This window comes from Streptomyces sp. NPDC051662 (genome assembly GCF_040681655.1).
In the GTDB taxonomy this organism is placed as follows: domain Bacteria; phylum Actinomycetota; class Actinomycetes; order Streptomycetales; family Streptomycetaceae; genus Streptomyces.
Genome location: NZ_JBFAZD010000032.1, coordinates 26744 through 48091, shown reverse-complemented (window position 1 = coordinate 48091; position 21348 = coordinate 26744). Strand labels below are relative to the sequence as shown.

Sequence of the window (21348 nt, the reverse complement as noted above, 5' to 3'; positions counted from 1 at the left end):
GGGACGCTCGGGCAGGTGATTGACATGCCTGATGAGGTCCCGTGACCCGGACATGCACGTCCTCCCGTCACGACCCGCTGTGTCAGTGCTCTGAGGCATGATGACCACCGTGAACACCGAGATACTGATAGATGTCTGGCAGCGGGTCCTCGCCGACCCGCACAAGTCGTGGGTGCTGTTCGAGCATGGCACTTGTGTCGTGCTGACTGCTCCGGATGGAGAGCTCGCTGAACGGGCTACCGAGATCCTTGCGAAGTTCGGCCCGGCGCATGCCGGATCTCCGGCAGGGGACTTCGGGGTGATCGACCTCAAGGATATCGAGGGATGGGTCGTCACCGGGCACCACAACGACGTCCTTACCTACGTCGGCCCTGATGAGCCTCACGATCCGTCGAAGATTGCCGTTGGGCTCCTCGGACGTTCCAAGCGCCATCGCGATGGCACTGAGCTTCAGGTCGTCCACGTTGAGGACAAGCGAGGCTCGGCGGACCCAGCGTAAGTAGCCACGCTTCACCGTCTACTGCCGTAGCACGGACTCGTATGTCTCCGACCCCCGTACCCCAGGTTTACGCACCCGCTCTGAATGGGAATTTCGCTCAACCTGTCAGATCCTGACGCCGGTTGGTCAATAAATTTCGGTTCCTCGTCTTGCTCATGGCCTTCCGCGTCCCTACGTTGAGTGGCGTTCGCACCACGCGCGCCGGGACGTAGGGACACGGACCGGACCGAGCCGATTGCGAGGAAGCCCATGGCCGTTTCCCGACGGACCGTCATCGCGTCCGCACTGGCAGGTGCCGGAGTGGCCGCGGGCCTGGGGGCTCAGGCCCAGAGCGCGCAGGCGGCGGCCTCCCCGCCGGGAGATGTTGTCGGCAAGATCACCGTCGGCTACCAGGGCTGGTTCGCCTGCTCCGGTGACGGCGCGCCCATCAACGGCTGGTGGCACTGGTCGCAGAACTGGGGCCAGTCGCCTTCCCCGACCAATACCGCGATCGTGAGCTGGCCCGACGTACGCGACTACACCCGCACCTACCGGACCGCCTATCCGGCGCTCGGCGGCGGTCAGCCGGCCTCGCTGTTCTCCTCGTACGACCAGCAGACCGTCGACACCCACTTCTCGTGGATGCAGCAGTACGGCATGGACACCGCCGCCCTCCAGCGCTTCAACCCCAACGGTGGCGAGGGCGCGACGAGGGACGCCATGGCGGCGAAGGTGCGCAGCGCCGCCGAGAAGCACGGGCGGAAGTTCTACATCATGTACGACGCCACCGGCTGGACGAATATGCAGCCGGAGATGAAGGCCGACTGGCTTGAGAAGATGAAGGCGTACACGGCGTCGCCCGCCTATGCCCGGCAGAACGGCAAGCCGGTGGTGGGTATCTGGGGCTTCGGCTTCAACGAGCCCAACAAGACCTGGTCGGCGCCGGTCTGTCTCGATGTCGTCAACTGGTTCAAGGCGCAGGGCTGTTATGTGATGGGCGGGGTGCCCACCCACTGGCGGAGCGGCAACGAGGACTCACGGGCCGGGTACCTGGACGTGTACCACGCCTTCGACATGCTCTCGCCCTGGATGGTCGGCCGGATCGGGAACATCGCGGGCGCCGACAACTTCTATACCAACGTCAACTCACCCGACCAGGCACACTGCGACGCCCATGGCATCGACTACCAGCCCTGTGTCCTTCCCGGTGATCTCCAGTCGGGGCACCGTGCGCACGGCGATTTCATGTGGCGGCAGTTCTACAACATGTGCCGGCTCGGGGTCGCGGGGATCTATATCTCCATGTTCGACGAGTTCAACGAGGGCAACCAGATCGCGAAGACCGCCGAGAACTCCTCGCAGATCCCGGTGGGTTCGGGTATCCGGGCCCTGGACGAGGACGGTACGGCCTGCTCGTCGGACTACTATCTGCGGCTCACCGGGGACGGCGGGCGGATGCTGAAGGGCGAACTGGCACTGACCCCCGTCCGCCCCACTCCGCCGGGCGACACGACTCCGCCGCCGACCGGGGACCTGGCACTGCGCAGGCCCGCGAGCGCGAGCAGCCAGACGCAGAACTACGCCCCGGGCAACGCCGTCGACGGTGACGGCAACAGCTACTGGGAGAGCGCCAACAACGCCGCCTTCCCGCAGTGGATCCAGGTCGACCTCGGCTCGGTCAGCCCGGTGAAGCGCGTCGTCCTGTCGCTGCCCCCGAACCCTGCCTGGACGACCCGTACCCAGACACTGTCGGTCCTCGGCTCGACGGTGTCCGGCGGGGGCGTCATGTCCCCGTTGAGCGCCTCGGCCGCGTACGTCTTCAACCCGGCGAGCGGCAACAGCGTGACGATCCCGGTCGCCGTGGGCTCGTCGGCGCGGTTCGTACGGATCGAATTCACCGGGAACACCGGCTGGCCGGCGGGGCAGCTCGCGGGACTGAGCGTGTACGCGGACTGACGGGGCGTGCTCGCGCAGAGTGGACCGTGCGCCAGCAGGTATCTACTATGGTGTGTGGCCAATGGCGGTGGGCGCAGATCTTCTGAGGGTGTCTGGCACGAGCGTGACCCGCGCGTTCTTGATTCACCACGGCTACGTCGTGTCAGTTGCGCCCGGCGCTATTTGTCAGACAGGGCCTGGGGCGCCGACACGGTTGAACGGGTGTGGCGGGGAGAGGACACGGGGCGTGCGCTGGCTGGGGAACCTTGAGGCCGAGATCTTGGACTGCCTGTGGAAATGGGGAAGACCCGCCACGGTCCGTGAAGTCGTCGATGACATCAATACGCGCCGCCCGGCTGCCTATTCGACCGTGATGACCGTGGCCACCATCCTCTACAACAAAGGGTGGCTGACCAGGGAGAAGCAGGGGCGCGCCTGGCTCTACACTCCGGTACGCAGCCGGGAGGCGTATTCGGCGGCCCTCATGGAGGACGCGCTGGGCGCCAGCGAGGACCGGCCCGCCGCTCTCGCGTACTTCGTCGAGCGGATGACCGACGAGGAAGTGGCCGCGCTGCGCGAGGCTCTCCGGGCCGCCGGTCGGTCCGCCGAATGAACGCCGCTCCCGCCCTCCTCGGTTACGCGGCCGCCGTTGGCTGGGTCGCACCGTCTGTGATGCTGCGGAGCAGTTGGCCACATCGGTCGCCCGTACTCGCCGCGACTGTGTGGACCGTGTTCGCGGCCTCTTTCTCTCTGTGCGTTGCGCTCTTCGCGCTTCATCTCGCCACCCCGGACGCGCACCTGCACGGCATTCTCTACTCGTGCGGGATGGCCTTGGGAATGGGTTCTCCCGACGCGGGCGCGGTGGAGCGGCTCGGCGCCGCGGCCTCGGCGGTGGTGGTGGCTGCCCACGTGGTGAGTTTCGCCTTTCACGCGTTGCGCGCCCGTGGGGCACGCAACGGTCACCGCAGGGTCCTGGACAAGGTCGGCCGCCCCTCGGCCCGGCTGCGTGCCACAGTGATCGAGCACGGTGTACCGGCCGCTTACTGTCTCCCGGGCCGCCGTCCCAGGATCGTCCTGAGCACGGGGGCGGTTGAGCTGCTCTCCGGGGCGGAACTCGGCGCTGTGGTCGAGCATGAGCGGGCCCATATCGCCGGCCGCCACCACCTGGTTCTCGTCGCCGCCCAGTCCTTCGCGACGGTCTTTCGCGGGCTGCCTCTCGCCCGGCACCTCCGCGAGCAGATTCCCATCCTGCTGGAGATGGCCGCGGACGACCGGGCTCTGCGCAGTTACCCGCGCGGAGTGCTGGCCACGGCCATGCTCGAAATGGCGTCCGCGGGCACCGCGCCTCGCGGCACGCTGTCCGCCGGAGGCCCAACGGCGATCGTCCGGCTCCGTCGGATTCTCGCGCCGGCGCGGTGTGCGCACCCGGCACTCCGCGGCACCATGGCCGCGACCGCCGTCATGACGCCTCTGCTGCCACTCCTCCTCGCGTGCCCTCCCGGACTGGGCTGAGATGTGCTGCTCGTGGCGGCGCGAGCACGGCTGTCGTCCGGCTCATCGCCGGGCGTCATGGTTGTCAGCTGACGCGTACGCCCCACATGAACGGCATGCCGCTCCGTGCGATCGACTCGTAACGCACTTGGGCGCCCGGCTTGGGTGAGTGCAGGATCTGTCCGTTCCCCGCGTAGAAACCGACATGGCTCAGATCGGTGCGCATGATGATGAGGTCGCCCGGCTTGAGCGCGCTCAAGGAGTTGATGCGGGTACCGGCGTTGGCCTGATCCTGCGATGTCCGGGGTATGGTCACGCCGGCCTGACGGAACGCCCACGACGTCAGACCGGAACAGTCGAAGGAGTTCGGCCCGGCAGCTCCCCAGACATACGGCTTACCGACCCGGCTCTTGGCCGCGCTGAACGCGGCGGCGGTCCGTTGGGACGCACTGGCTTCGCTGCCGAGATCGACCCGCTCGCTGGACCGGTTGGCCCGGTCCTCCTCGGCGGCCCGTTCGGCTCGCTCCTCGGCCGTCAGCGTATTGAGGAGTCGCTGCGCCTCCGCCAACTTGCCCTGAATCAAGGTCTTCTTGCTGCCGAGTTCCTTACGGGTGTCCTTGAGGTCCTTGAGCTTTGTCGCGGCCTGATCGCGCTGCTGCCGCAGATCACGCTGCTGCCGCAGGAACTGCTCCAGCCTGCCCGCTTGCTGTGTGCTCAGCCGGTCGAGGTCGGACACCTTGTCCAGATAGGCGTCGGGGTCGGCCGAGAGGAAGAGCTGGAGCGAGGGATCGAGGCCGCCGCTTCGGTACTGGGCGGCGGCCACCGAGCCGAGTTGGTCGCGAAACTCGTTGAGGTCCGCCTGCTTGCGGGCTGCGGCGTCCTGGAGACTGTCAACCTGCTCCTGCAGTCCGTCGGCCTTCTCCTTCGCCCCGTTGTACTTCTCCGTGGCCTGGGTCGCTTCCTCGTACAGGCGGTCGATCTGGGCCTGCACACCCTTCTTGTTCGGATCGGGCAGCGGGTCGGCGGAGGCCGACTGCGTCGACACGACCGCGGCCGCTGCCGCCGTCACGGAAAGCACGGTCGTGTACGGGCGGTTCGGCTGCTTGGGACGACGGTGGGACGCCACTGAGGCGAGCTCCTTCTTCCACGGCCGCCACCGAGAGAACGACTTGACTGTCCTTCGGCTCCGCCCGAGCACGGCGGATTCGGCGGTGCCTCCGCCGCCACCCCCAGCGGGTGATCGACCGTACGAAGGCTGGAACGCAAACACTAATCTGCTTAGTGGTTTAGTTCCAGGCTGGGGTGAGGGGTGAAGCCGGTGCGGGGGCGCGTCGCACGGCAGCCGCGAGACGAATGACCGATTCGGTCAATCTTCGTACTTTTTAGGACATCCTTTACCTTTTCATTTCCTCCGGCATGCTTTCGCTTGACGCTGTGCGGAAGGCGGGCCGTCCGCCTCGTCGCACCCCTCAAGGGTCCGCGCCTGGCCCGCGAGGCCGGCCGGCAACGCTGTGGCAGAAGGAGTCTCTCCATGATTCGCCTTTCCAGGACGCTGTCTTCAGGGTGGTTCGCAGCGGTGGGGGCTACCGCACTCATCAGCGTGTTGATGCCCGCGGAGGCCGCACACGCCGTGCAACTGACCTGCGGTCAGACAGTCACGACCGGCGTCGTCCTCGACGCTGATCTGCTCAACTGCCCCGGCGACGGCCTGGTCGTCGGCAGCGGCGGCATCACGATCGACCTCAACGGACACATCGTCGACGGCGTCGGCCTGGGCATCGGGATCCGCAACGACGGGTTCGGCGATGTCACCATCACCAACAGCAGCAGCACTCCCGCGCCGGTGCAGGAGTTCGACCACGGCGTAAACCTCACCGCTGGCACGGCAGACAACATCGTCGAAGAACTCACCATCCAGAACAATGAATTCTCCGGCATCGAACTCAACGGCGCCAACAACAACCGCGTGCGCGACAACCTCATCGACCGTCAGGCCCAGAGGGGCGTCGCGATCACCGGTGGGTCGAGCGAGAACGTGATCGTCGACAACACGATCACCACGAACCAGGGCGAGGGCGTCTTCGTTCAGAACTCCGTCAACAACCGCCTCGAAGGCAATCAGATCACCGGCAGCGGAGACACCGGCCTGGTCCTGGAAGGCTCCAGCGGCAACACCCTGCTGACCAACACCGTCGGCAACAGCAGTGACGGAGCGATCGTCCTTCAGCTCGGCTCGAACGACAACCTCGTCCAGGGCAACGCGTTCGCCCAGAACGCGGATGCCGGACTGACCGTCTCGGATTCCACCGGCAACCGCATCCTGTCCAACGCGCTCCAGGGCAGCGGCGACAGCGGAATCGTCCTGCAGTCATCCCACGGCAGCACGGTCACCGGCAACGACGTCAGCGGAAATCCCGGCGGCATCGAGTTGAGCTACTCCGACAACAACCTGATCCGGTCGAACATCGCGAACGACACCACCGGGGACGGGATCAGTCTGTCGCACTCACTCAACAACGTCCTGGAGCTCAATCAAGCCAACCGCAATAGCTCGCGGGGCATCTATATCGACGGAGAGGCGGCGTCCGGGGCAGGCAACCAGCTGATTCGCAACACCGCCAACGCCAACCTGGGTGATGGCATTCACGTCGCGAAGGCCACTCACACCATCCAGGGCAACACCGCCCGAGACAACGACAGTTGGGGCATCTTCGCCGACCTGGGCAACATCGACGGCGGATCCAACGTGGCCGGCAACAACGCCGAATCAGCCCAATGCACTGGCGTCGTCTGCATCCCCTGAGCTCCGGTGGCCACAGGCCACACTGGTCGGACGGAATCGACCGACACGAGGACCCATGTGGGTGATCACGTTCACTCGATCGAGGGGTGATGCCCATCCTTCTCCTCTTGTGGCGCCGCGAAGGCTGCCATGGTCATGGCGACTGCCCGTGGATCGCCCATGCGGCCGTCGTGCCGTAGCTCACGGTGTTCCACACGATCTGAAAGGACAGCGAAATGAAGGCATTTCGCACTTCGCGAGGTCTGGGACTCGCAGCCGTCACGCTCGCCCTGGCTCTCGCCGTACCGAGTGGCGTCACCGTCGCCGCTTCCGCGGTGGAAGGTGGTGGGGGCGTCACCCCTGCCGCGAAAGAGAACCACCCCTGTGGAAACCACTCGCACAGCCACCTGGGCACAACCTGGCGCTACTGGAAGAACTGCATCTCGAAGAGCGAGAAGATCAAGATCGACAATATCCTGTGGTGGGACAAGGAGATCTGTGTGGGAGCGGGCACGGAAACTGAGTTGGGCAGGGGGCAGGACACTCGTGGTGCGTCGCGGGTCGGTGACTGCTGAGGGCCACTGCCGCTACGTGTGGATCGTCCCGTTGGGTCTTTCAGCCACCTGCCGCCACCCCGAACCACCGTCATCGGGACATGCGGCTAATGCCGCATACCCGACTGGGTGCTGGCTCTCCCAGGGGGAGAGAGTTGGACCCCACCAGCGATCAGATCGGGGCGTCGTCGGTCAGCGAAGGCATGGCACACGGACGCAGGACCATGAGCGAGCCTTCCAAGGTCGCCACCATGGCGAAGGGGAACCGGTCCAGCTCAAGACAGAGTGCGACGTCATCGGGATGGACTCCTTGACGCACACCCTCCGCCAGCTCGGCGGCGGCGCGCGACGCGGCAGCACGGCGGACGAACTCAGTGGCATCCGTCCCAGCCTCGGCAGCTCTCCGAGCGATGTATTGAGCACACGCCAGATCTTCATCGGCCTGCCCATCCTCGCCGGTGACCACGAACGTGACACTGTCACATTCGCGTATCCGCAAGAGCCGAGCCGTTGCCTCCGCCACCACGAAGCCGGCGCACAGCACCAACGACGCCTCCTTGACCGCAAGGGCCCCGACCGTCCCTGCCGTGGTCTTCTGCACAACGGTCCGTCCGCCAACGTCAACTGACCGCAGCAGGCCCGGCGAGTTGACCATGTCGAACCCGGGCGCGGGGGGACCGTCCTTGAGCGCCACCCAATCCGGATGACGAGCCTTGAGCGCAAGAGCCTCGTCCAGCGACTCAGCAAGAACGATCTTCTCCGCCCCCTGGGCAAAGGCCCAGGCAGCCACCGTGAAAGCACGCATGACGTCGACCACGACAGCCACGGACGGGGCTTCGACCAGATCAGCGATACCAAGGAAACGAGCGTCCATTCCGATCATGATCACGCATGCCCGACCCGAAGCACCCGGAGAGTGACGCACGTCTCATCGACGGTCTCGGAATGAGACACCGCCGGCTGCCTGCGTCGCGACAGCAGTCCGCAACGACACGCCTGATCAATCGCCCCTCGGCCAACACACGTGGCGCGCCTCAGGTCTGGGCGCACCCGCCGACATCGACGCCCTCCAGCAGCAGGTCGCCCACCTCGAACAGCAAGTCGCTGACTTCAACACGCGGCTCACCGAACGAGAGGAGACCTGGAAGCTGCCCGCGCTACCAAACGGGAGCTGATGACCGAGCTCAACAGCAGCCCTCACCGCGATACCGTCCGGGCAAGAGCGGCCAAGGGGGCCAAGGGGCCAAGGGGGCGGGATGACGGGTCAGATCGAGTTCGACTGGCAGCTGAGCGGTAGCGGCTGGGCAACGTGCCGAATCGCCGATGCGGGCTGGTGCATGCCGTGATCGAAGCCGCTCAGAAGGTGCTGCAGGAGCACGGCGAGGCCGGCTACCAGGCCAGATGGGTTCGGTTCCCGTTCCCGGCCGCCGCACTCCGGAACCTTCGGCGACTGCACCTGCTGGACGACGAGTGCGACCAGCCGCACGAGATGTTCATGCCGTAGCTCACCGAGATCTGATTGACGGACGGGTACGGCTGCCCCGGGTGGTGGCGGTGGTGGCGGGCGAGAAGCCGTCGCTGCCGTGGCTGATGGTGGATGCAGCCGGTCGGGAGATCGAGCCCGTCAGCAGCTATCTGCGGGACCTGCTGCTCGGCGACGGCATCCCGCTGACCTGCCGCGGCTACGGCTTCGATTTGCTGCGTTGGCATCGTGTGCTGCGGGCCCTGGATGTCGGCTGGGAACAGGCCACCGAGGCGGAGACCGCCGCGCTGGCTCCGTACGGCGCGCACCCCCTAGCGGCAACGCAAAGCGGGTGGCTACCGGGCCGGTTCGGTGAATCCGAAGACGGGCAAGCCGACGCTGCGGGCCGGGTACGCGCCGACGACCATCGCCCACAACTTCTCGGCCGCGCGTCAGCCGCGGGCCTTGCCCGAAGGACAGTGGCACGAGTTGTTCGCGCAGATGCGATGCGCCCGGGACCGGGCCCTGTCGTCCTGCTACGTCTCCCCCGGCGCCCGCGCCTCCGAGCTCCTGGGCGTCGGGCTCGGAGACATCGACTGGACCAAGGGCCAGCTGTGGGTGATCTCCAAGGGCACCCGGGCCCGACAGCCGGTCCCCGTCCCCGGAGGCCCTGGCCTACCTCGCCGCCTATCCGGACGAGGCCGGCCTGCCGCCGGATGTGATGCCGCTCTGGCGCACACGCCGGGGCGAGCCGAGACCGCTGACCTACTGGGCGGCCCGCCGCATCATCCAGCGCGCGGACGATCCGTGGCTGGAGGAGTTCTGCGAGCGGGTCGACCGGCTGCCGGTCGGCCATGCCCGCCGCGGCCGGACCAAGTCCGACGTCCGCTACGCGCTGACGGTCTTCGGGATCGACCTGGACGGGCTCACGCCCGAGGCCCTGCTGGACTACGCGCTAGGAGAAGCCGCTCGTCCTGCCCGGCGGCAAGCCGCGCCTGGACATGGACGGCCCGCTGCTCGCCGTCCGCGCCCTCTACCTCGACCCGCACACCTGGTCCGTCGCCGAACCCGAGCGGTGGGCGAAGTGGGTCGCTCCCTGCCCGGTCCGCGACGCCGACCTGCGCCACTGTCAGCTGCGCCGGCGTCGCCTCCAGGAACGGATGGCCAACCGCACCCGGTTCCGTCAGCCACTCCTGCCGATCCTGTCTCAGCACGTCAACGACTGCTGGCACCGGCTCAAGACCCTGTTGGAGGCCGCCAGGTCGGTGAGTCCCGGCGAGGTGTTCGTACACGACGGCACCACCTGGCCTCGGGTGTCCTGCAACCCGCGCCACAACCGGCCCCCGGTCCGCGTGGTCAATCGCGCCACCGGGGAACTCGTACGCCTGTCCTGGGAGGAGAACGCCTCCTTCTGGCAGTGGGCCGCCGTGGAGACTCTGCGGCCGGCAGGCCTGCGCGCCGAGGAACTCACTGAGCTGAGCCACCTCAGCGTCCGGCAATACCAGCGTACGAACGGCGAGGTCGTCGCGCTGCTGGTGATCAGCCCGTCCAGGAGCGACCGCGAGCGGGTCATCCCCATGTCGGCCGAGCTGTTCCACCGTGTGGCGCATGATCCGCCGAGCCCGCAAAGAACTGGCCGCAACTCAGCCGGAGTTCGCCCACGTGCACTTCGCTCCGCACGACTTCCGCAGGCTGTTCGCGACCGAGCTGGTGAACAACGGGCTGCCTCTCCACATCGGCGCCGCCCTGCTGGGGCCTCTCGATACCCGCACCACCCGCGGCTACGTCGCGGTCTTCGACAGGCGGCGCGTCGAGCTCGGCTCCTGCGGACGCCCCTACGGAACCCCGTACGCGCACGAGCACGCCTGCATCCGCTGCCCGATGCCCAGCATCAACCCGAAGATGCCGGCCCGCCTGCACGAGCTGGAGGAGGACCTCACCGCCCGCCGCAAGCGCGCCATCGAGGAGGACTGGCGGGGTGAGGTCGAAGGACTCGACCTCACCCTCACCTTCCTGCGCGGCAAGCGGGAACAGGCCCCTGCCGCCTTCAGCTCCGCGAAGTCCGGCGATCCGGTGTGCTGCAACAGCCGGCGCACCGGCCACCGGCGGTCGAAGAACGCGTGCGTCATCGCCGAGACGGCGAGCCCTGTCGCCAGGCCGGTGAAGGAAATCTGAAGCGGGACGACGGCCCGGACCAGGGCCGGCATCACGGCCATCGCCAGCGATCACGCGCCGATCCGGCCGGCCGAGGAGAAGGACCTGGTCACCACCCTCGGACAGAAGCCTCTGGCGCCCCTCGACCTTGCGCTGAAGAAGAAGATCGGCCGACACCAGCGGCCGGCAGCCGTCCCGGCCCAGGACGGCTGGGTCGCTCAAGGCAAAGACGTTGTCCGGCGCGGTGGCTCGTCCAGGGGGTGCACAGCGATTGCGATCTTGCCGCGTGGGCGTCCGCGGCCCTCGCCGGCAGAGCCGCCTTCCAACAGTGTGTGCGCCTGTGCGATGTCGGCCAGCGGTAGCACGGCGCCGATCACCGGCCGGAGTTTGCCCCGGTCGACCAGCCGGCCGAGGGCCGCGAGCTTCGCCCGGCCGGGGCTGATGAAGAGGAAGTGGTAGGTCGCGTTCACGCCCCACGCAGCGAGCAGGTTCTGAGGTTCGGGGATGTCCACGATGGACACCACGCGGCCTCGGTCGGCGAGGACCTCCGGGCTGCGGGCGAGGGTGTCCCCACCCACCGTGTCCAGCACGACGTCCACCCCGCCCAGCGCGCGGACCTGCGGCACGTAGTCACCGGCCGAGAAGTCGATCGCGATGTCGGCTCCCAGTCCGGTGACGAACTCGTGATCCCTCGCCCGCGCGGTGGTTACCACCTCGGCTCCCAGCGCGCCGGCGACCTGGATCGCGGCCGAGCCGACCCCGCCCGCTCCGCCGTGCACCAAGATCCGTTCCCCGACCCGCACCCCGGCGCGTTCGACCAGCGCCTCCCACACCGTCACGCCCACGAGCGCGAGACCGGCGGCCTCGACGTGCGACAACCGTGCGGGTTTGCGGGCGACCAGGGCCTGGTCGACCACGTGGAACTCGGCGTAGGTTCCCTGCCCGGCGAACACCGGCGCCAGGTACCAGACCTCGTCGCCCGGCTGGAAGTCGCCTGCCCCAGGGCCGGTCTCGACCACCACGCCGGACACGTCATTGCCGATCACCGCGGGCAGCGCTACCTGGTCGCGGTAGTCGCCGCGCCGGGTCTGCAGGTCGAGAGGGTTCACGGACGTGGCCAGCACGCGCACCAGCACCTGGCCCGGTCCGGGAGTGGGTCTTGGCAGCTCTCGGGTGGCGAACGCGGTGTCGGCGTCACCGAAGCGGACGAGTTCCACCACACGCATCGAAGTCGACATGTGATGAACTTAAATCGAGATATCGCGAATCGTCAATATGTACATGCGTTACGATCACGACGTGTTTTCGGAGGCGGAGTTGCTGGCTGTGTTCCGGGCCCTGTCCAACCCGGCCCGCCGTCAGATGCTGGTGTGGCTCAAGGAGCCGATGAGTTTCCCCGGCCAGGAGCCCGACGATGTCGAGATCGGTGTCTGCGTGACCGACATCCAGCAGCGCGCGGGTCTGGGGCAGTCAACCACCTCGCAGTACCTCGCCATGCTGCGGCAAGCAGGGCTGGTGGTCGCCACCCGGCGGGGCAAGTGGACCTACTACCGCCGCGACGAGACGAACATCGCCCGCCTCCTGGAGACCCTGCGAGACGTGTTCTAGATCCAATGCCGTAAAGGAGTCAGCACCTGACGAGACAGGACAAGGGCCGAGGCAGCCGAACTGTTCCTAACGCCGGGCCCGGCTCTGCGTGGAGTTCACGCCCCTCCTGGAGCCCGATGGACAAGCTTCGGTACGACTCGCGCCCGGTCTTGACGTAACCGGTCTCGATGTAACCGGTTGTGCCGATCTTGTTGGCGAGTATCGGTAGGTTCGGATATGCCTCTGTACGGAACAGCGACAGCGCCTCCGGCGGTGTCAGTGGGCCAGGGCAGACTGATCACATGAGCGCATCTCGCAACGCCTCTCGTCACGTCCACGCCGAACTCGCTTGGGTGCGGTCGATGGGTGGCCCATTGATCGTTGTCCCGGTCTCTGCGCTGGACCAGTGGGGCGGATGCACAGAAGACGGGATCATCGTCGGCGGGACGGACGTTCCCGACGACTACGACCGCGCATGCGACGTGGAGAACTGGGCTGGGGTTATCGACATTGGCGCCGAAGCCTCGGGGTTGGTGCTGGCCGACGAGCCCGCCACGACCTGCTACCTCTCCGAGCGGAATGTCTTCGTGCGCTGGCTCGCCGCCGATTCGGATGCCGAGCTCCTTGAGGCCGCGAGGGCCGTCTTGGACGACCCCGCCACCGACTGGGAAGACTGCGGAGTGTGGGAGACCGATGGATCGGCGGTTCTCCTGGACTCCGCGGTAGCCGGAGCAGATCTCGTCGTGGAGTATCCGGATCAGGGAGGTCTGCCCGAGCAGGCCCAGATTCTTGTGCCCGCAGGACGCTGGAGCGTTCGCGCGATTCATAAGACGGGCGTGGGGGTCGTCCAACTCCTTCCCGCCTGAGTCTCGCCTGAGTCTCACGTTTCTGAGCGGCGGGCCACCTCGGCTGCGTAGGCGGTTCCAACGAGTTGGTGCGTGATAGCGGGTGAGGCGTTCTTGCTGGTGGGTGGCATGATCCTGGTGTGGCGATCTTGGTCGATCGGCGGTCCTGGCGCATCGGCTGTTCACGGGGATCTCCCAGCGTCATCTGGCTTGCTTGACAGAGGAGTTGGCCGTGCCTTGGCAGACAAGGGCAATAAGCCCGACACCCTGGCCACGGTCAAGTCCTTCCTGTCCTACACGGCCAGCGCCGACGGTCAGAAGCTGCTCACCGAGGCCGGCTACGCGCCGATCCCGGCCGAGATCAACGCCAAGGTCCGCGAGACGGTCGACTCCCTCTCGTAACCACGGCGCGACAGGTGATGGCCGCCTGGCCGGCTTCGCAGCTGCGCTTCGGCGGTCACCGCCTCGACGGAGGGCCACCCTGTCCGGATGGGTGCGGGCCGGCCGCGACCGGCTGGCTGCAACGCCGGGGATGCTCCGGATGCCCCCGAGGCGACCTCTGCACTCGTACGACCACGGAGGACGGGTCGGCCCGTTAGAGCACGCCCGGGTGGCTGCCTTCGAGCCGCCCGCCCTCCTCCCAACGAAGTGGCCGGGGCGTTGACACCAACAGGGCGTTGAGTGACCCGACCGGGATGCCCGGCTTCGGTCTTCCGGCCCGCAGCCGCCGACCTACCGGTACCGCCTACCGTCTGCTGCCGGCCTGACGGCCCGGCCTCACTTCAGGTGCCGGTCGTAGAACCGGCCCCCGTCCTCCGCCTCGAACCACGGGGTGCCGGTGTGTCCGCCCAGATTGGCGTGCAGGGTCTTCTCCTTGCTGCCGAAGGCGTCGAACAGGTCCAGGGCCCGCTGCCGGGGGTTCCCCTCGTCGTCCCACTGCAGCAGGAACAGCAGTGGAATGGTGACCTGCCGGGCCTCCTCGCGCTGGGCGAGGGGTACGTAACCTCCGGCGAAGAAGCCGGCGGCCGCGATGCGCGGATCGACCACCGCCAGCCGAATGCCGACGGCGGTCCACCCCGAGTACCCGACCCGGCCGCCGATCTCGGGCAGCGCAAGGAGGGCGTCCAGGGTGGTCCGCCATTCCGGGACCGCGTTTTCGACCAGCGGCCCGATGAAGGACTCGAAGATCTCGTCGACCGGCTCGCCGGCCCGCATCGCCCGGCGGAGGTCGGCGCGGGCCTCTTCGTCGGCGGGGGAACGGGGCCGGTCACCGCACCCGGCGGCGTCGATGGTGGCCACCGCGTAGCCGCGCGCCGCGGTGTAGCGGGCCCGGGCCACCAGCCGGGGTTCCGCCTTGGGCAGGCCGTTGTTGTGGGCCATCAGGATCAGCGGGGCCGGTCCGGCGGATCCAGGCGTCCACAGGGCGCCGGGGATCTCGCCGAGGGTGAATTCGCGTTCGAGGACGCCGTCGTCGAGACGCTGTTCAGAAGTGAAGTGCATGGTCGTGCCTTTCGGGAGTGCGCTTGAACGGCGCTCCCGGACGACCTATCGCCCGACCGTGACCCCGGAGGGGAGCACCCATGTCGATACTGCGTTCACGGGTACCACCTCCTCGTTCTCTCGCACGGCCTCCGGAAAGGTAGCAGTGGTCACCGTGGTCCGCCAACGGGTTTTCGCGGAGGCTCCGTGGCCTGTGCGATGTACTGGCCGGGGCGACGATGATCCGGCGACCCGACTGCCTCGGCCCGCGTGCGAGCGCGACAGACAGAGCGGGCTGCTGACCTGGCGGGCGGGTTGCCAGGTCGGTTGAGAACGATCGCCTTCGGCATTCTCGAACGACCTGGGTTTCAAACGACCTAGATTCCAAGGGAGTTGCGTTCATCGTGCACCCGTACCGACTGCTGGAGTGTGGAACGCGGTGGGGATTGGCGCGTTGCAGCGGGCGGTATGAGAATCGCCGTGATTGTGGTGGCAGTCGGCGTCTGTCTGATTCTGGTGGATCGCGTGCTGCTGTGGGCGGAGAGCCGCGGGTGGATCTATTACCGCAAGTCGAAGGCGCGTACTTCTGCGCTGTTACAGGAGTTCTCTCCAGCCGCGCAGGCGGTGAAGCGGGCGATGGAACAGGAGAGGGTCCGTAAGAACGTCCGGATCGGAGAAGGGACGCCACTTGGTGTCGACCTGGACAAGGGCGTCGCACGGGTCCGTCGCCCAGAGCCCGGTCGGCAAGGATCTGCCAACCCGAATGAGATCGAGTGAGGAATCCGCTCGTAGGTGGTCAGATCCTCTCTGCGGCAGGTCCTGCGGCCGATGGTTCTGGTGGCCGGTGTGCTGTGCGCTGGTGCCTCGGCGAGCGTGTGCGGTGTGCGGTGTGCGGTGTGCGGTGTGCGGAGGTCAGGAGGGGTGCGAGCCGTTCCAGGTCCTCACATCGGACGCGAGAGTGAATCGTCGAGTGGAATGCGATGTGTTGCTGGGTCCGGCGGCCAAGAGGTGGCCCGGGTCCGGCCAGGCGATTTCGCTTGGATCAGCCGCTCGTTGTTCCGGCAACGGGCCCGGTCGCGGCGTCCGGTCCCGGAGTGGCGGCTCGATTCGCGTTCACTGCCGTACCTCAAGCTCGGGTTCGTCTCAGCCCGCAGCGGAGACGGAGAGGCTGTCCACGCTAGGAAGCTCGTGCGTCGTGCTTCTCGCGGTGGGCGAGGACTTGGTCCATGTGGGTCTGCGCCCACTCTCTGAGTCCGCGTGTCAGGTGGTGAAGTGAGAGGCCGAGGTCAGTCAGCTCGTAGGTGACGGTGACGGGGACCGTGGGTGTCACGGTACGGATGAGCAAGCCGTCGCGTTCGAGGGCTCGTAGGGTCTGGGTCAGCATCTTCTGGCTGACGCCGGCCAGTAGCCGCGCGAGCTCGGAGAAGCGCATCGCCTTCGGGGCGTGCGATGCGCCGGGCTGTTCGGACGCGTCTCCGCCCAGTGCGCACAGGATCAGGACGACCCACTTGTCCGAGATCCGGTCGAGGAGCTGACGGCTGGGGCACACCGCCAGGAAAGCGTTGTACTCCGCCTTCTTGTCGGCCTTCGTCGTCGTCACTGATCCACCTCTCACCCTCTGGGTTAGTTACGCACTTCAGAGTGCCTACTTCCCGATAGGAAGTTTGTCTCCAATGCTGGTGCAAGGGGCCCGGAGAGACCACCCCCAGCGCTAAGTGAAAGGCATCACGATGAACACGCCCTCCACATCTCTTCCCGGCGGAATCTGGACGTTGGGTGACTCGACCGTCAACCGTTTCGGCTATGGCGCGATGCAGCTCGCCGGACCGTGGGTCATGGGGCCGCCCGCCGACCACGACGGCGCCCTGGCCGTCCTGCGCGAGGCAGTCAGCCTCGGGATCACCCACATCGACACCAGCGACGCCTACGGGCCGCGTATCACGAATGAGCTCATCCGCGAAGCGTTGCACCCCTACCCGGAGTCGCTGTTCATCGCCACCAAGGTGGGCGCGACCCGCGACGCGCAGGGCGGCTGGCCCACGGCCCGGCGCCCCGAAGACCTGCGCAAGCAGGTCCACGAGAACCTCGAATCCCTCGGCGTCGAGGCCCTTGACCTGGTCAACATGCGCATGGGCGACGCTCAGGCCCCCGTGCCCGGCTCGATCACCGAAGCATTCGAGACGCTCGTCGGCCTCCAGGGAGAGGGCCTGATCCGCCACCTCGGCGTCAGTAACGTCACCGCGGAACAGGTCGCGGAGGCACGCGGCATCGCCCCGATCGTGTGCGTGCAGAACATGTACAACCTCGCCCACCGCCACGACGACGACCTCGTAGACCACCTCGCCGCCGACGGCATCGCCTACGTGCCGTTCTTCCCTCTGGGAGGCTTCACACCGCTACAGTCCGAGGCCCTCTCGCGGGTCGCGAGACGGCTGGAGGCGACGCCGATGTCGGTCGCGCTGGCCTGGCTGATGCGACGCTCGCCGAACATCCTGCTCACCCCAGGTACCTCGTCCACCACCCACCTGCGCGAGAACATCGCAGGCGCCGGGCTCTCCCTCTCCGACGAGGACGTGACCGAGCTGGACGGCATCGGCCACTGAACACCAACATGGGCGGCAATGGCATGGCGTAGGCGCGGGGGATCCTCAGTTCTCGTTCGGTCGGCTTGAGTCGATGGCGTAGCCGGTGAGCAGCGCGGTCAGGATGTCGGTCAGGCGGGGTTCGACGTCGATGACGGAGTGGGACAGTTCGGGGTCGCTCTCGTAGAAGGCGCGCAGCTGGGTGCCGGGGGCGGCCATCTGCCACAGGGCGCCGGCCATCGAGGTGGCGGTCGTCACGACTGCTCGCGCCTGGTCGGCCTTGAGCGGTGTGATCGCGGACAGCGTTTCGGCGATCCGCTCGACCTCGGCGATCGCGCCCTTCTTGAACGTCCGGACGGTGTCGGTGGAGACGTTGCGTTCCAGGTTCAGCGGGGTGTGCGCGAGCAGGTCGCAGAACAGCGGTCGCGCCACCAGTGACCGGGCCAGCTCCGAGGCGATCGAGTGGGCGGTCCCGTCCCACTCCGTGGTGGCGGTATCGGGGCAGGGGGCGGTCGCCTTGAGGCGGTCGCGTGCCTCGGCCGACCAGTCGTGCCAGGCGGTGGTGGCCAGGCGCAGGAAGATGTCCTCGCGCGTTTCGAAGTAGCGCAGCATCGCGGACTTGTGCATGCCGACCTCGTCGGCGATGGCGGTCATGGTCACCTCCCGTACGCCCTTCGCCGTGGCGAGGCGTGCCGCCGCGGAGAGGATCTCGGCCTCCCGGGCGGCTTTGGCCTCGGGGCTGCGGGCCCGCAGGAAATCGGCTCTGGTCATGACACCCATCTTAGCGAAACGAGGTTGCAGTAATACCACAACGGTGTTGCGAGAGTGGGCGACGGCGTGCGTTACCGCAACAGGGTTGCGGTAATAACGCAACCGTGTTTTGGTAGAGGTATGAGTACACACACCGAGACCTGGTTCATCACTGGTTCCTCGCGCGGCTTCGGTCGCCATCTGGCGATCGCGGCCCTGGAGGCCGGCGACAACGTGGTCGCCACGGCACGCAAGCCCGAACAACTCGGCGACCTCGTTCATCAGTACGGCGACCGCGTCCTGCCCGTCGCCCTCGACGTCACCGACCGGTCCTCCGCCGCGGCCGGCCTGCGGGCGGCCCTCGACCGGTTCGGCAGGGTCGACGTGGTGGTCAACAACGCCGGCTATGCCAACACCTCGGCCGTGGAGACCACGCCGGAGGACGATTTCCGCCGCCAGTTCGATACGAACTTCTGGGGCGTCTACAACGTCTCGACCGAAGCACTTCCGGTCCTGCGGGCCCAGGGCGGCGGCACGATCGTGCAGTTCTCCTCCATCGGCGGCCGTGTCGGCGGTACCCCGGGGCTCGGCTCCTATCAGGCGGCGAAGTTCGCCGTGGACGGTTTCACCCGCGTGCTGGCGGCCGAGACCGCCCCGTTCGGCATCCGGTATCTGGTCGTCGAGCCGGGCGGGTTCGCCACCGACTGGGCCGGCTCCTCGATGCAGACCCCGGACATCACGCCGGAGTACGACGCGACGGTCGGCGAAATGGCGCGCCTGTTCAGCAGTGGCGCGACCGCCCAGGGCGACCCGAAGCGGGCCGGCGAGATCCTGGTGCGCGTCGTCAAGCACCCCACCCCGCCCACCCACCTGATCATCGGCGCCGGAGCCGTCCGGATGGCACAGGACTACTCGCGCCGTCAGCTCGATGAAGCTGCCACCTGGGAAGCGGTCAGCAGGTCCGCCGACTTCGACCAGGACCCGGTCGAGCTGCCCGTCCCCACGCCCGGGACGGAGGCCCGGTCATGAACCGGTTCAACGACAAGGTGGCACTCGTCACCGGCGCCGGCAGCGGCATGGGCGCGGCAACGGCACGGCTGCTCGCCGCCCGCGGGGCCGCCGTCACCCTCGTCGGCCGCCGCGCCGAGAAGCTCGGCGAGGTCGCCCGGCAGATCAAGGAGGCCGGCGGCCAGGCACTCACCGTCACGGGGGATGTCAGCGACGCCGCGGACGTCGAGCGGGCCGTCGCCCGCACCGTGGAGACGTTCGGCAAGCTCCACTACGGCGTCAACAACGCCGGAGTGACCGGGAACTTCATCCCGACCGCCGACATGCCGCTCGACGCCTGGCGCAAGGTCGTCGGGATCAATCTGGACGGCCTGTTCCACGGCCTCAAATACCAGATCCCCGCGATCATCGAGGCCGGTGGCGGCGCCATCGTCAACGTCTCCAGTGTGTTCGCCGACCGCGGCGGACCCACCGTGGAGTACTCCTCGGCCAAACACGCCATCCGCGGCCTGACCCGCACCGCGGCCAAGGAGTACGCCGCCCGGGGAGTACGTATCAACGAACTCCAGCCCGGCGTCATCGACACCGAGATGACCCAGGCCAACCCGGACGGCACCCAGGAGGTCGCCGAGCTCGGCATCCCCATGCGACGCATCGGACGCGGGGAGGAGATCGCCACAGCGGTGGCCTTCCTGCTCTCCGACGACGCCTCCTACATCACCGGCGCCCATCTCGCCGTCGACGGCGGATTCCTCGCCTGACGGTCGGCTCATCCCTGTGTCCGGCGAACACTGACCGGCACAGCGAGAGTGCCCATGGGGCTACGTCCAGCCCGAGGTACGGCCCACTGCGCCACGATGCCGTCTGCGCAGCGGAGGGCGAGCGCGTCTCGACCACTGTCACGGGGGTCGGAGACCAGCCGTCGCGTCCCACGCAGGGAACGGGATTTCGGTGGTCCGCTTCCGCCCAAGGATGGGGGGAAGTACGCGCCGCCTGCGCGGTCTCGGACCGCCTGCACGGTCTCCGCCCGCGGGCTCAGGCGAGGGCGGCGACCAGCAGGGCGAACGCGGCGATGATGACGGCGACGCGGACGTAGTGGAAGCGGTCCCAGCGGTTCATCTGCTGCTTCCAGTCGGCCGGCAGGCCGTCGGCGGTCCACGTCTTGACCCGGTTGTTGATCGGGACGAGCAGCAGGATCGACATGACCACGCTGAGGATCAGCAGCCCGGCGGCGGTGACGACGAGGCCGGCGCCGTGGTGGTGCCATCCGGCGACTGCCCAGACCGCGGCGAGGACGAGCGAGCCGATGTACCAGAACGGCATCACGGCGCCGAGCAGCCGGGCCCCGTGGGTGCGGCCGCGAAGGCCGTTGTCGCCGGGGAGGCCGTCGAGGATCGGGTTGACGAAGAAGGCGACGGAGAACTCCACCCCCACCATCACGCCGACGGCCACGGTGGTGAAGACCTCAAGTGCGTTGAGCATGATGACCCCTCCTGGGATCTAGCGTTGCTAGATGATGAGGCAACGCTAGTACTGCTGCCGCTCGATTGTCTAGCGGTGCTAGGGTCGAATCATGTCGGTACAGGAACGCAAGGAGCGCGAACGGGCGGGCCGCGAACGTCTCATCGTGGCGACGGCCCGCGAACTCGCCGAGCAGCAGGGCTGGGACGCGGTCACCACCCGCCGGCTCGCCGAGCGCATCGAGTACAGCCAGCCCGTCCTCTACAGCCACTTTCGCGGCAAGCGCGAAATCATCGGCGCCGTCGCCCTTGAGGGCGCCGCCGAGATGGCCGCGGGGCTGCGGGCCGCGGCCGCCGCCGTGGACGGCCCGCGCGCCCGGGTCACCGCCCTCGCCCGCGCCTACCTCGACTTCGCCGAACGTCACCCGGCGGTGTACGACGCCATGTTCCAGCTCGACGGCGGCCTGGCGTTCGCGAGGGAGGACACCCCGGAGCCGCTGAAGGACGCCTTCGCTGCCCTGTTGGAGAGTCTCGGTGAGGTCGCCGGGGACGGCGTCCACCCGGCGCTGTTCACCGAGGTGTTCTGGGCGGCCCTGCACGGGCTGGCGACTCTGACCCGGGCGGGACGGCTGCCGCCGGGGGACGCCGAGCGGAGGGTGGAGCTGCTGGTGGACCGGCTCGCCATGGTCTGACGCACCGTCCGGGCGGGCGGGCAGCCGGGGTCTTGCCGCCCGGCTGCCCGCCTACGTCATCGCTTCTGGTCACTTGCGCCCACGCGGGG

General features: G+C 67.8%; 22 protein-coding genes and 1 pseudogene. 16 read left to right on the top strand and 7 right to left on the bottom strand.

Going from position 1 to position 21348, the window contains the following annotated elements:
• Positions 1-100 precede the first annotated feature (100 nt).
• The 4 genes from AB0M67_RS35330 (at position 101) to AB0M67_RS35315 (ending at position 3925) form a co-directional block, all read left to right on the top strand.
• On the top strand, positions 101-499 hold the full coding sequence (locus AB0M67_RS35330) for a hypothetical protein (protein ID WP_365751723.1): 399 nt from the start codon (positions 101-103) through the stop codon (positions 497-499).
• A 249-nt stretch (positions 500-748) separates the two neighbouring features.
• Positions 749-2434: a discoidin domain-containing protein gene (locus AB0M67_RS35325; protein WP_365751677.1), complete on the top strand. Its 1686-nt coding sequence runs from the start codon at positions 749-751 to the stop codon at positions 2432-2434.
• Positions 2435-2660: 226 nt separating this feature from the next.
• On the top strand, positions 2661-3026 hold the full coding sequence (locus AB0M67_RS35320) for a BlaI/MecI/CopY family transcriptional regulator (RefSeq protein ID WP_365751676.1): 366 nt from the start codon (positions 2661-2663) through the stop codon (positions 3024-3026).
• Positions 3023-3925 (top strand): M56 family metallopeptidase, encoded by a 903-nt coding sequence (locus AB0M67_RS35315; RefSeq protein WP_365751675.1) that lies wholly within the window; start codon positions 3023-3025, stop codon positions 3923-3925. Before AB0M67_RS35320 ends, AB0M67_RS35315 begins: the two co-directional genes overlap by 4 nt.
• Positions 3926-3989: 64 nt before the next feature.
• Here the strand turns inward: AB0M67_RS35315 and AB0M67_RS35310 are convergent, their stop codons facing one another.
• Positions 3990-5030 carry an NlpC/P60 family protein gene (locus AB0M67_RS35310; RefSeq protein WP_365751674.1) on the bottom strand — a complete coding sequence of 347 codons (1041 nt, stop codon included), beginning with the start codon at positions 5028-5030 and terminating at the stop codon, positions 3990-3992.
• 405 nt (positions 5031-5435) lie between these two features.
• Here AB0M67_RS35310 and AB0M67_RS35305 point away from each other — a divergent pair, with 405 nt between their 5' ends.
• Both AB0M67_RS35305 and AB0M67_RS35300 read left to right on the top strand, forming a co-directional pair.
• Positions 5436-6707: a right-handed parallel beta-helix repeat-containing protein gene (locus tag AB0M67_RS35305; RefSeq protein ID WP_365751673.1), complete on the top strand. Its 1272-nt coding sequence runs from the start codon at positions 5436-5438 to the stop codon at positions 6705-6707.
• Positions 6708-6922: 215 nt separating this feature from the next.
• Positions 6923-7261, top strand: coding sequence for a hypothetical protein (locus AB0M67_RS35300; RefSeq protein WP_365751672.1), 339 nt, complete (start codon positions 6923-6925; stop codon positions 7259-7261).
• Positions 7262-7412: 151 nt separating this feature from the next.
• On the opposite strand, the gene AB0M67_RS35295 is transcribed toward AB0M67_RS35300, so the two are convergent.
• Positions 7413-8114: a 2-phosphosulfolactate phosphatase gene (locus AB0M67_RS35295; protein WP_365751671.1), complete on the bottom strand. Its 702-nt coding sequence runs from the start codon at positions 8112-8114 to the stop codon at positions 7413-7415.
• Between the two features lie 468 nt (positions 8115-8582).
• On the opposite strand from AB0M67_RS35295, the gene AB0M67_RS35290 reads away from it, so the two are divergent.
• Together AB0M67_RS35290 and AB0M67_RS35285 are read left to right on the top strand one after the other, a co-directional pair.
• Positions 8583-8744 (top strand): hypothetical protein, encoded by a 162-nt coding sequence (locus AB0M67_RS35290; protein ID WP_365751670.1) that lies wholly within the window; start codon positions 8583-8585, stop codon positions 8742-8744.
• A gap of 1566 nt (positions 8745-10310) precedes the next feature.
• The gene (locus AB0M67_RS35285; RefSeq protein ID WP_365751668.1) at positions 10311-10877 is read left to right on the top strand and encodes a tyrosine-type recombinase/integrase; all 567 of its coding nucleotides are present in this window, start codon (positions 10311-10313) and stop codon (positions 10875-10877) included.
• A gap of 197 nt (positions 10878-11074) precedes the next feature.
• Here the strand turns inward: AB0M67_RS35285 and AB0M67_RS35280 are convergent, their stop codons facing one another.
• Positions 11075-12094, bottom strand: a complete 1020-nt coding sequence (locus tag AB0M67_RS35280) for a zinc-binding dehydrogenase (RefSeq protein WP_365751667.1) — start codon at positions 12092-12094, stop codon at positions 11075-11077.
• A 61-nt stretch (positions 12095-12155) separates the two neighbouring features.
• Here AB0M67_RS35280 and AB0M67_RS35275 point away from each other — a divergent pair, with 61 nt between their 5' ends.
• The 3 genes and pseudogenes from AB0M67_RS35275 to AB0M67_RS35265 all read left to right on the top strand — a co-directional run.
• The gene (locus AB0M67_RS35275; RefSeq protein ID WP_365751666.1) at positions 12156-12464 is read left to right on the top strand and encodes a metalloregulator ArsR/SmtB family transcription factor; all 309 of its coding nucleotides are present in this window, start codon (positions 12156-12158) and stop codon (positions 12462-12464) included.
• Between the two features lie 281 nt (positions 12465-12745).
• Positions 12746-13309, top strand: coding sequence for an Imm21 family immunity protein (locus AB0M67_RS35270; protein WP_365751665.1), 564 nt, complete (start codon positions 12746-12748; stop codon positions 13307-13309).
• Positions 13310-13537: 228 nt separating this feature from the next.
• A pseudogene (locus AB0M67_RS35265) lies at positions 13538-13690 on the top strand (phosphate ABC transporter substrate-binding protein PstS); the annotation flags it as partial.
• Between the two features lie 375 nt (positions 13691-14065).
• Here the strand turns inward: AB0M67_RS35265 and AB0M67_RS35260 are convergent.
• Positions 14066-14788, bottom strand: coding sequence for an alpha/beta hydrolase (locus AB0M67_RS35260; RefSeq protein ID WP_365751664.1), 723 nt, complete (start codon positions 14786-14788; stop codon positions 14066-14068).
• A 447-nt stretch (positions 14789-15235) separates the two neighbouring features.
• Between AB0M67_RS35260 and AB0M67_RS35255 the strand changes: the two genes are divergently transcribed.
• A complete protein-coding gene (locus AB0M67_RS35255; RefSeq protein WP_365751663.1) occupies positions 15236-15544 on the top strand; it encodes a hypothetical protein in 309 nt (102 codons plus the stop codon).
• 400 nt (positions 15545-15944) lie between these two features.
• On the opposite strand, the gene AB0M67_RS35250 is transcribed toward AB0M67_RS35255, so the two are convergent.
• The gene (locus AB0M67_RS35250) at positions 15945-16367 is read right to left on the bottom strand and encodes a helix-turn-helix domain-containing protein (RefSeq protein ID WP_365751662.1); all 423 of its coding nucleotides are present in this window, start codon (positions 16365-16367) and stop codon (positions 15945-15947) included.
• Between the two features lie 130 nt (positions 16368-16497).
• On the opposite strand from AB0M67_RS35250, the gene AB0M67_RS35245 reads away from it, so the two are divergent.
• Complete coding sequence (locus tag AB0M67_RS35245) at positions 16498-17370, top strand: aldo/keto reductase family oxidoreductase (protein WP_365751661.1); 873 nt, start codon at positions 16498-16500, stop codon at positions 17368-17370.
• 45 nt (positions 17371-17415) lie between these two features.
• On the opposite strand, the gene AB0M67_RS35240 is transcribed toward AB0M67_RS35245, so the two are convergent.
• Positions 17416-18120, bottom strand: coding sequence for a TetR family transcriptional regulator (locus tag AB0M67_RS35240; RefSeq protein WP_365751659.1), 705 nt, complete (start codon positions 18118-18120; stop codon positions 17416-17418).
• Positions 18121-18240: 120 nt separating this feature from the next.
• Between AB0M67_RS35240 and AB0M67_RS35235 the strand changes: the two genes are divergently transcribed.
• Both AB0M67_RS35235 and AB0M67_RS35230 read left to right on the top strand, forming a co-directional pair.
• Positions 18241-19128, top strand: coding sequence for an SDR family NAD(P)-dependent oxidoreductase (locus AB0M67_RS35235; RefSeq protein WP_365751658.1), 888 nt, complete (start codon positions 18241-18243; stop codon positions 19126-19128).
• A complete protein-coding gene (locus AB0M67_RS35230) occupies positions 19125-19868 on the top strand; it encodes an SDR family NAD(P)-dependent oxidoreductase (RefSeq protein ID WP_365751657.1) in 744 nt (247 codons plus the stop codon). Before AB0M67_RS35235 ends, AB0M67_RS35230 begins: the two co-directional genes overlap by 4 nt.
• A 274-nt stretch (positions 19869-20142) precedes the next feature.
• Here AB0M67_RS35230 and AB0M67_RS35225 read toward each other — a convergent pair whose 3' ends face one another.
• Positions 20143-20589: a DUF1772 domain-containing protein gene (locus tag AB0M67_RS35225; RefSeq protein WP_365751656.1), complete on the bottom strand. Its 447-nt coding sequence runs from the start codon at positions 20587-20589 to the stop codon at positions 20143-20145.
• A 91-nt stretch (positions 20590-20680) separates the two neighbouring features.
• Between AB0M67_RS35225 and AB0M67_RS35220 the strand changes: the two genes are divergently transcribed.
• A complete protein-coding gene (locus AB0M67_RS35220; RefSeq protein ID WP_365751655.1) occupies positions 20681-21259 on the top strand; it encodes a TetR/AcrR family transcriptional regulator in 579 nt (192 codons plus the stop codon).
• The last annotated feature ends 89 nt before the right edge of the window (positions 21260-21348 follow it).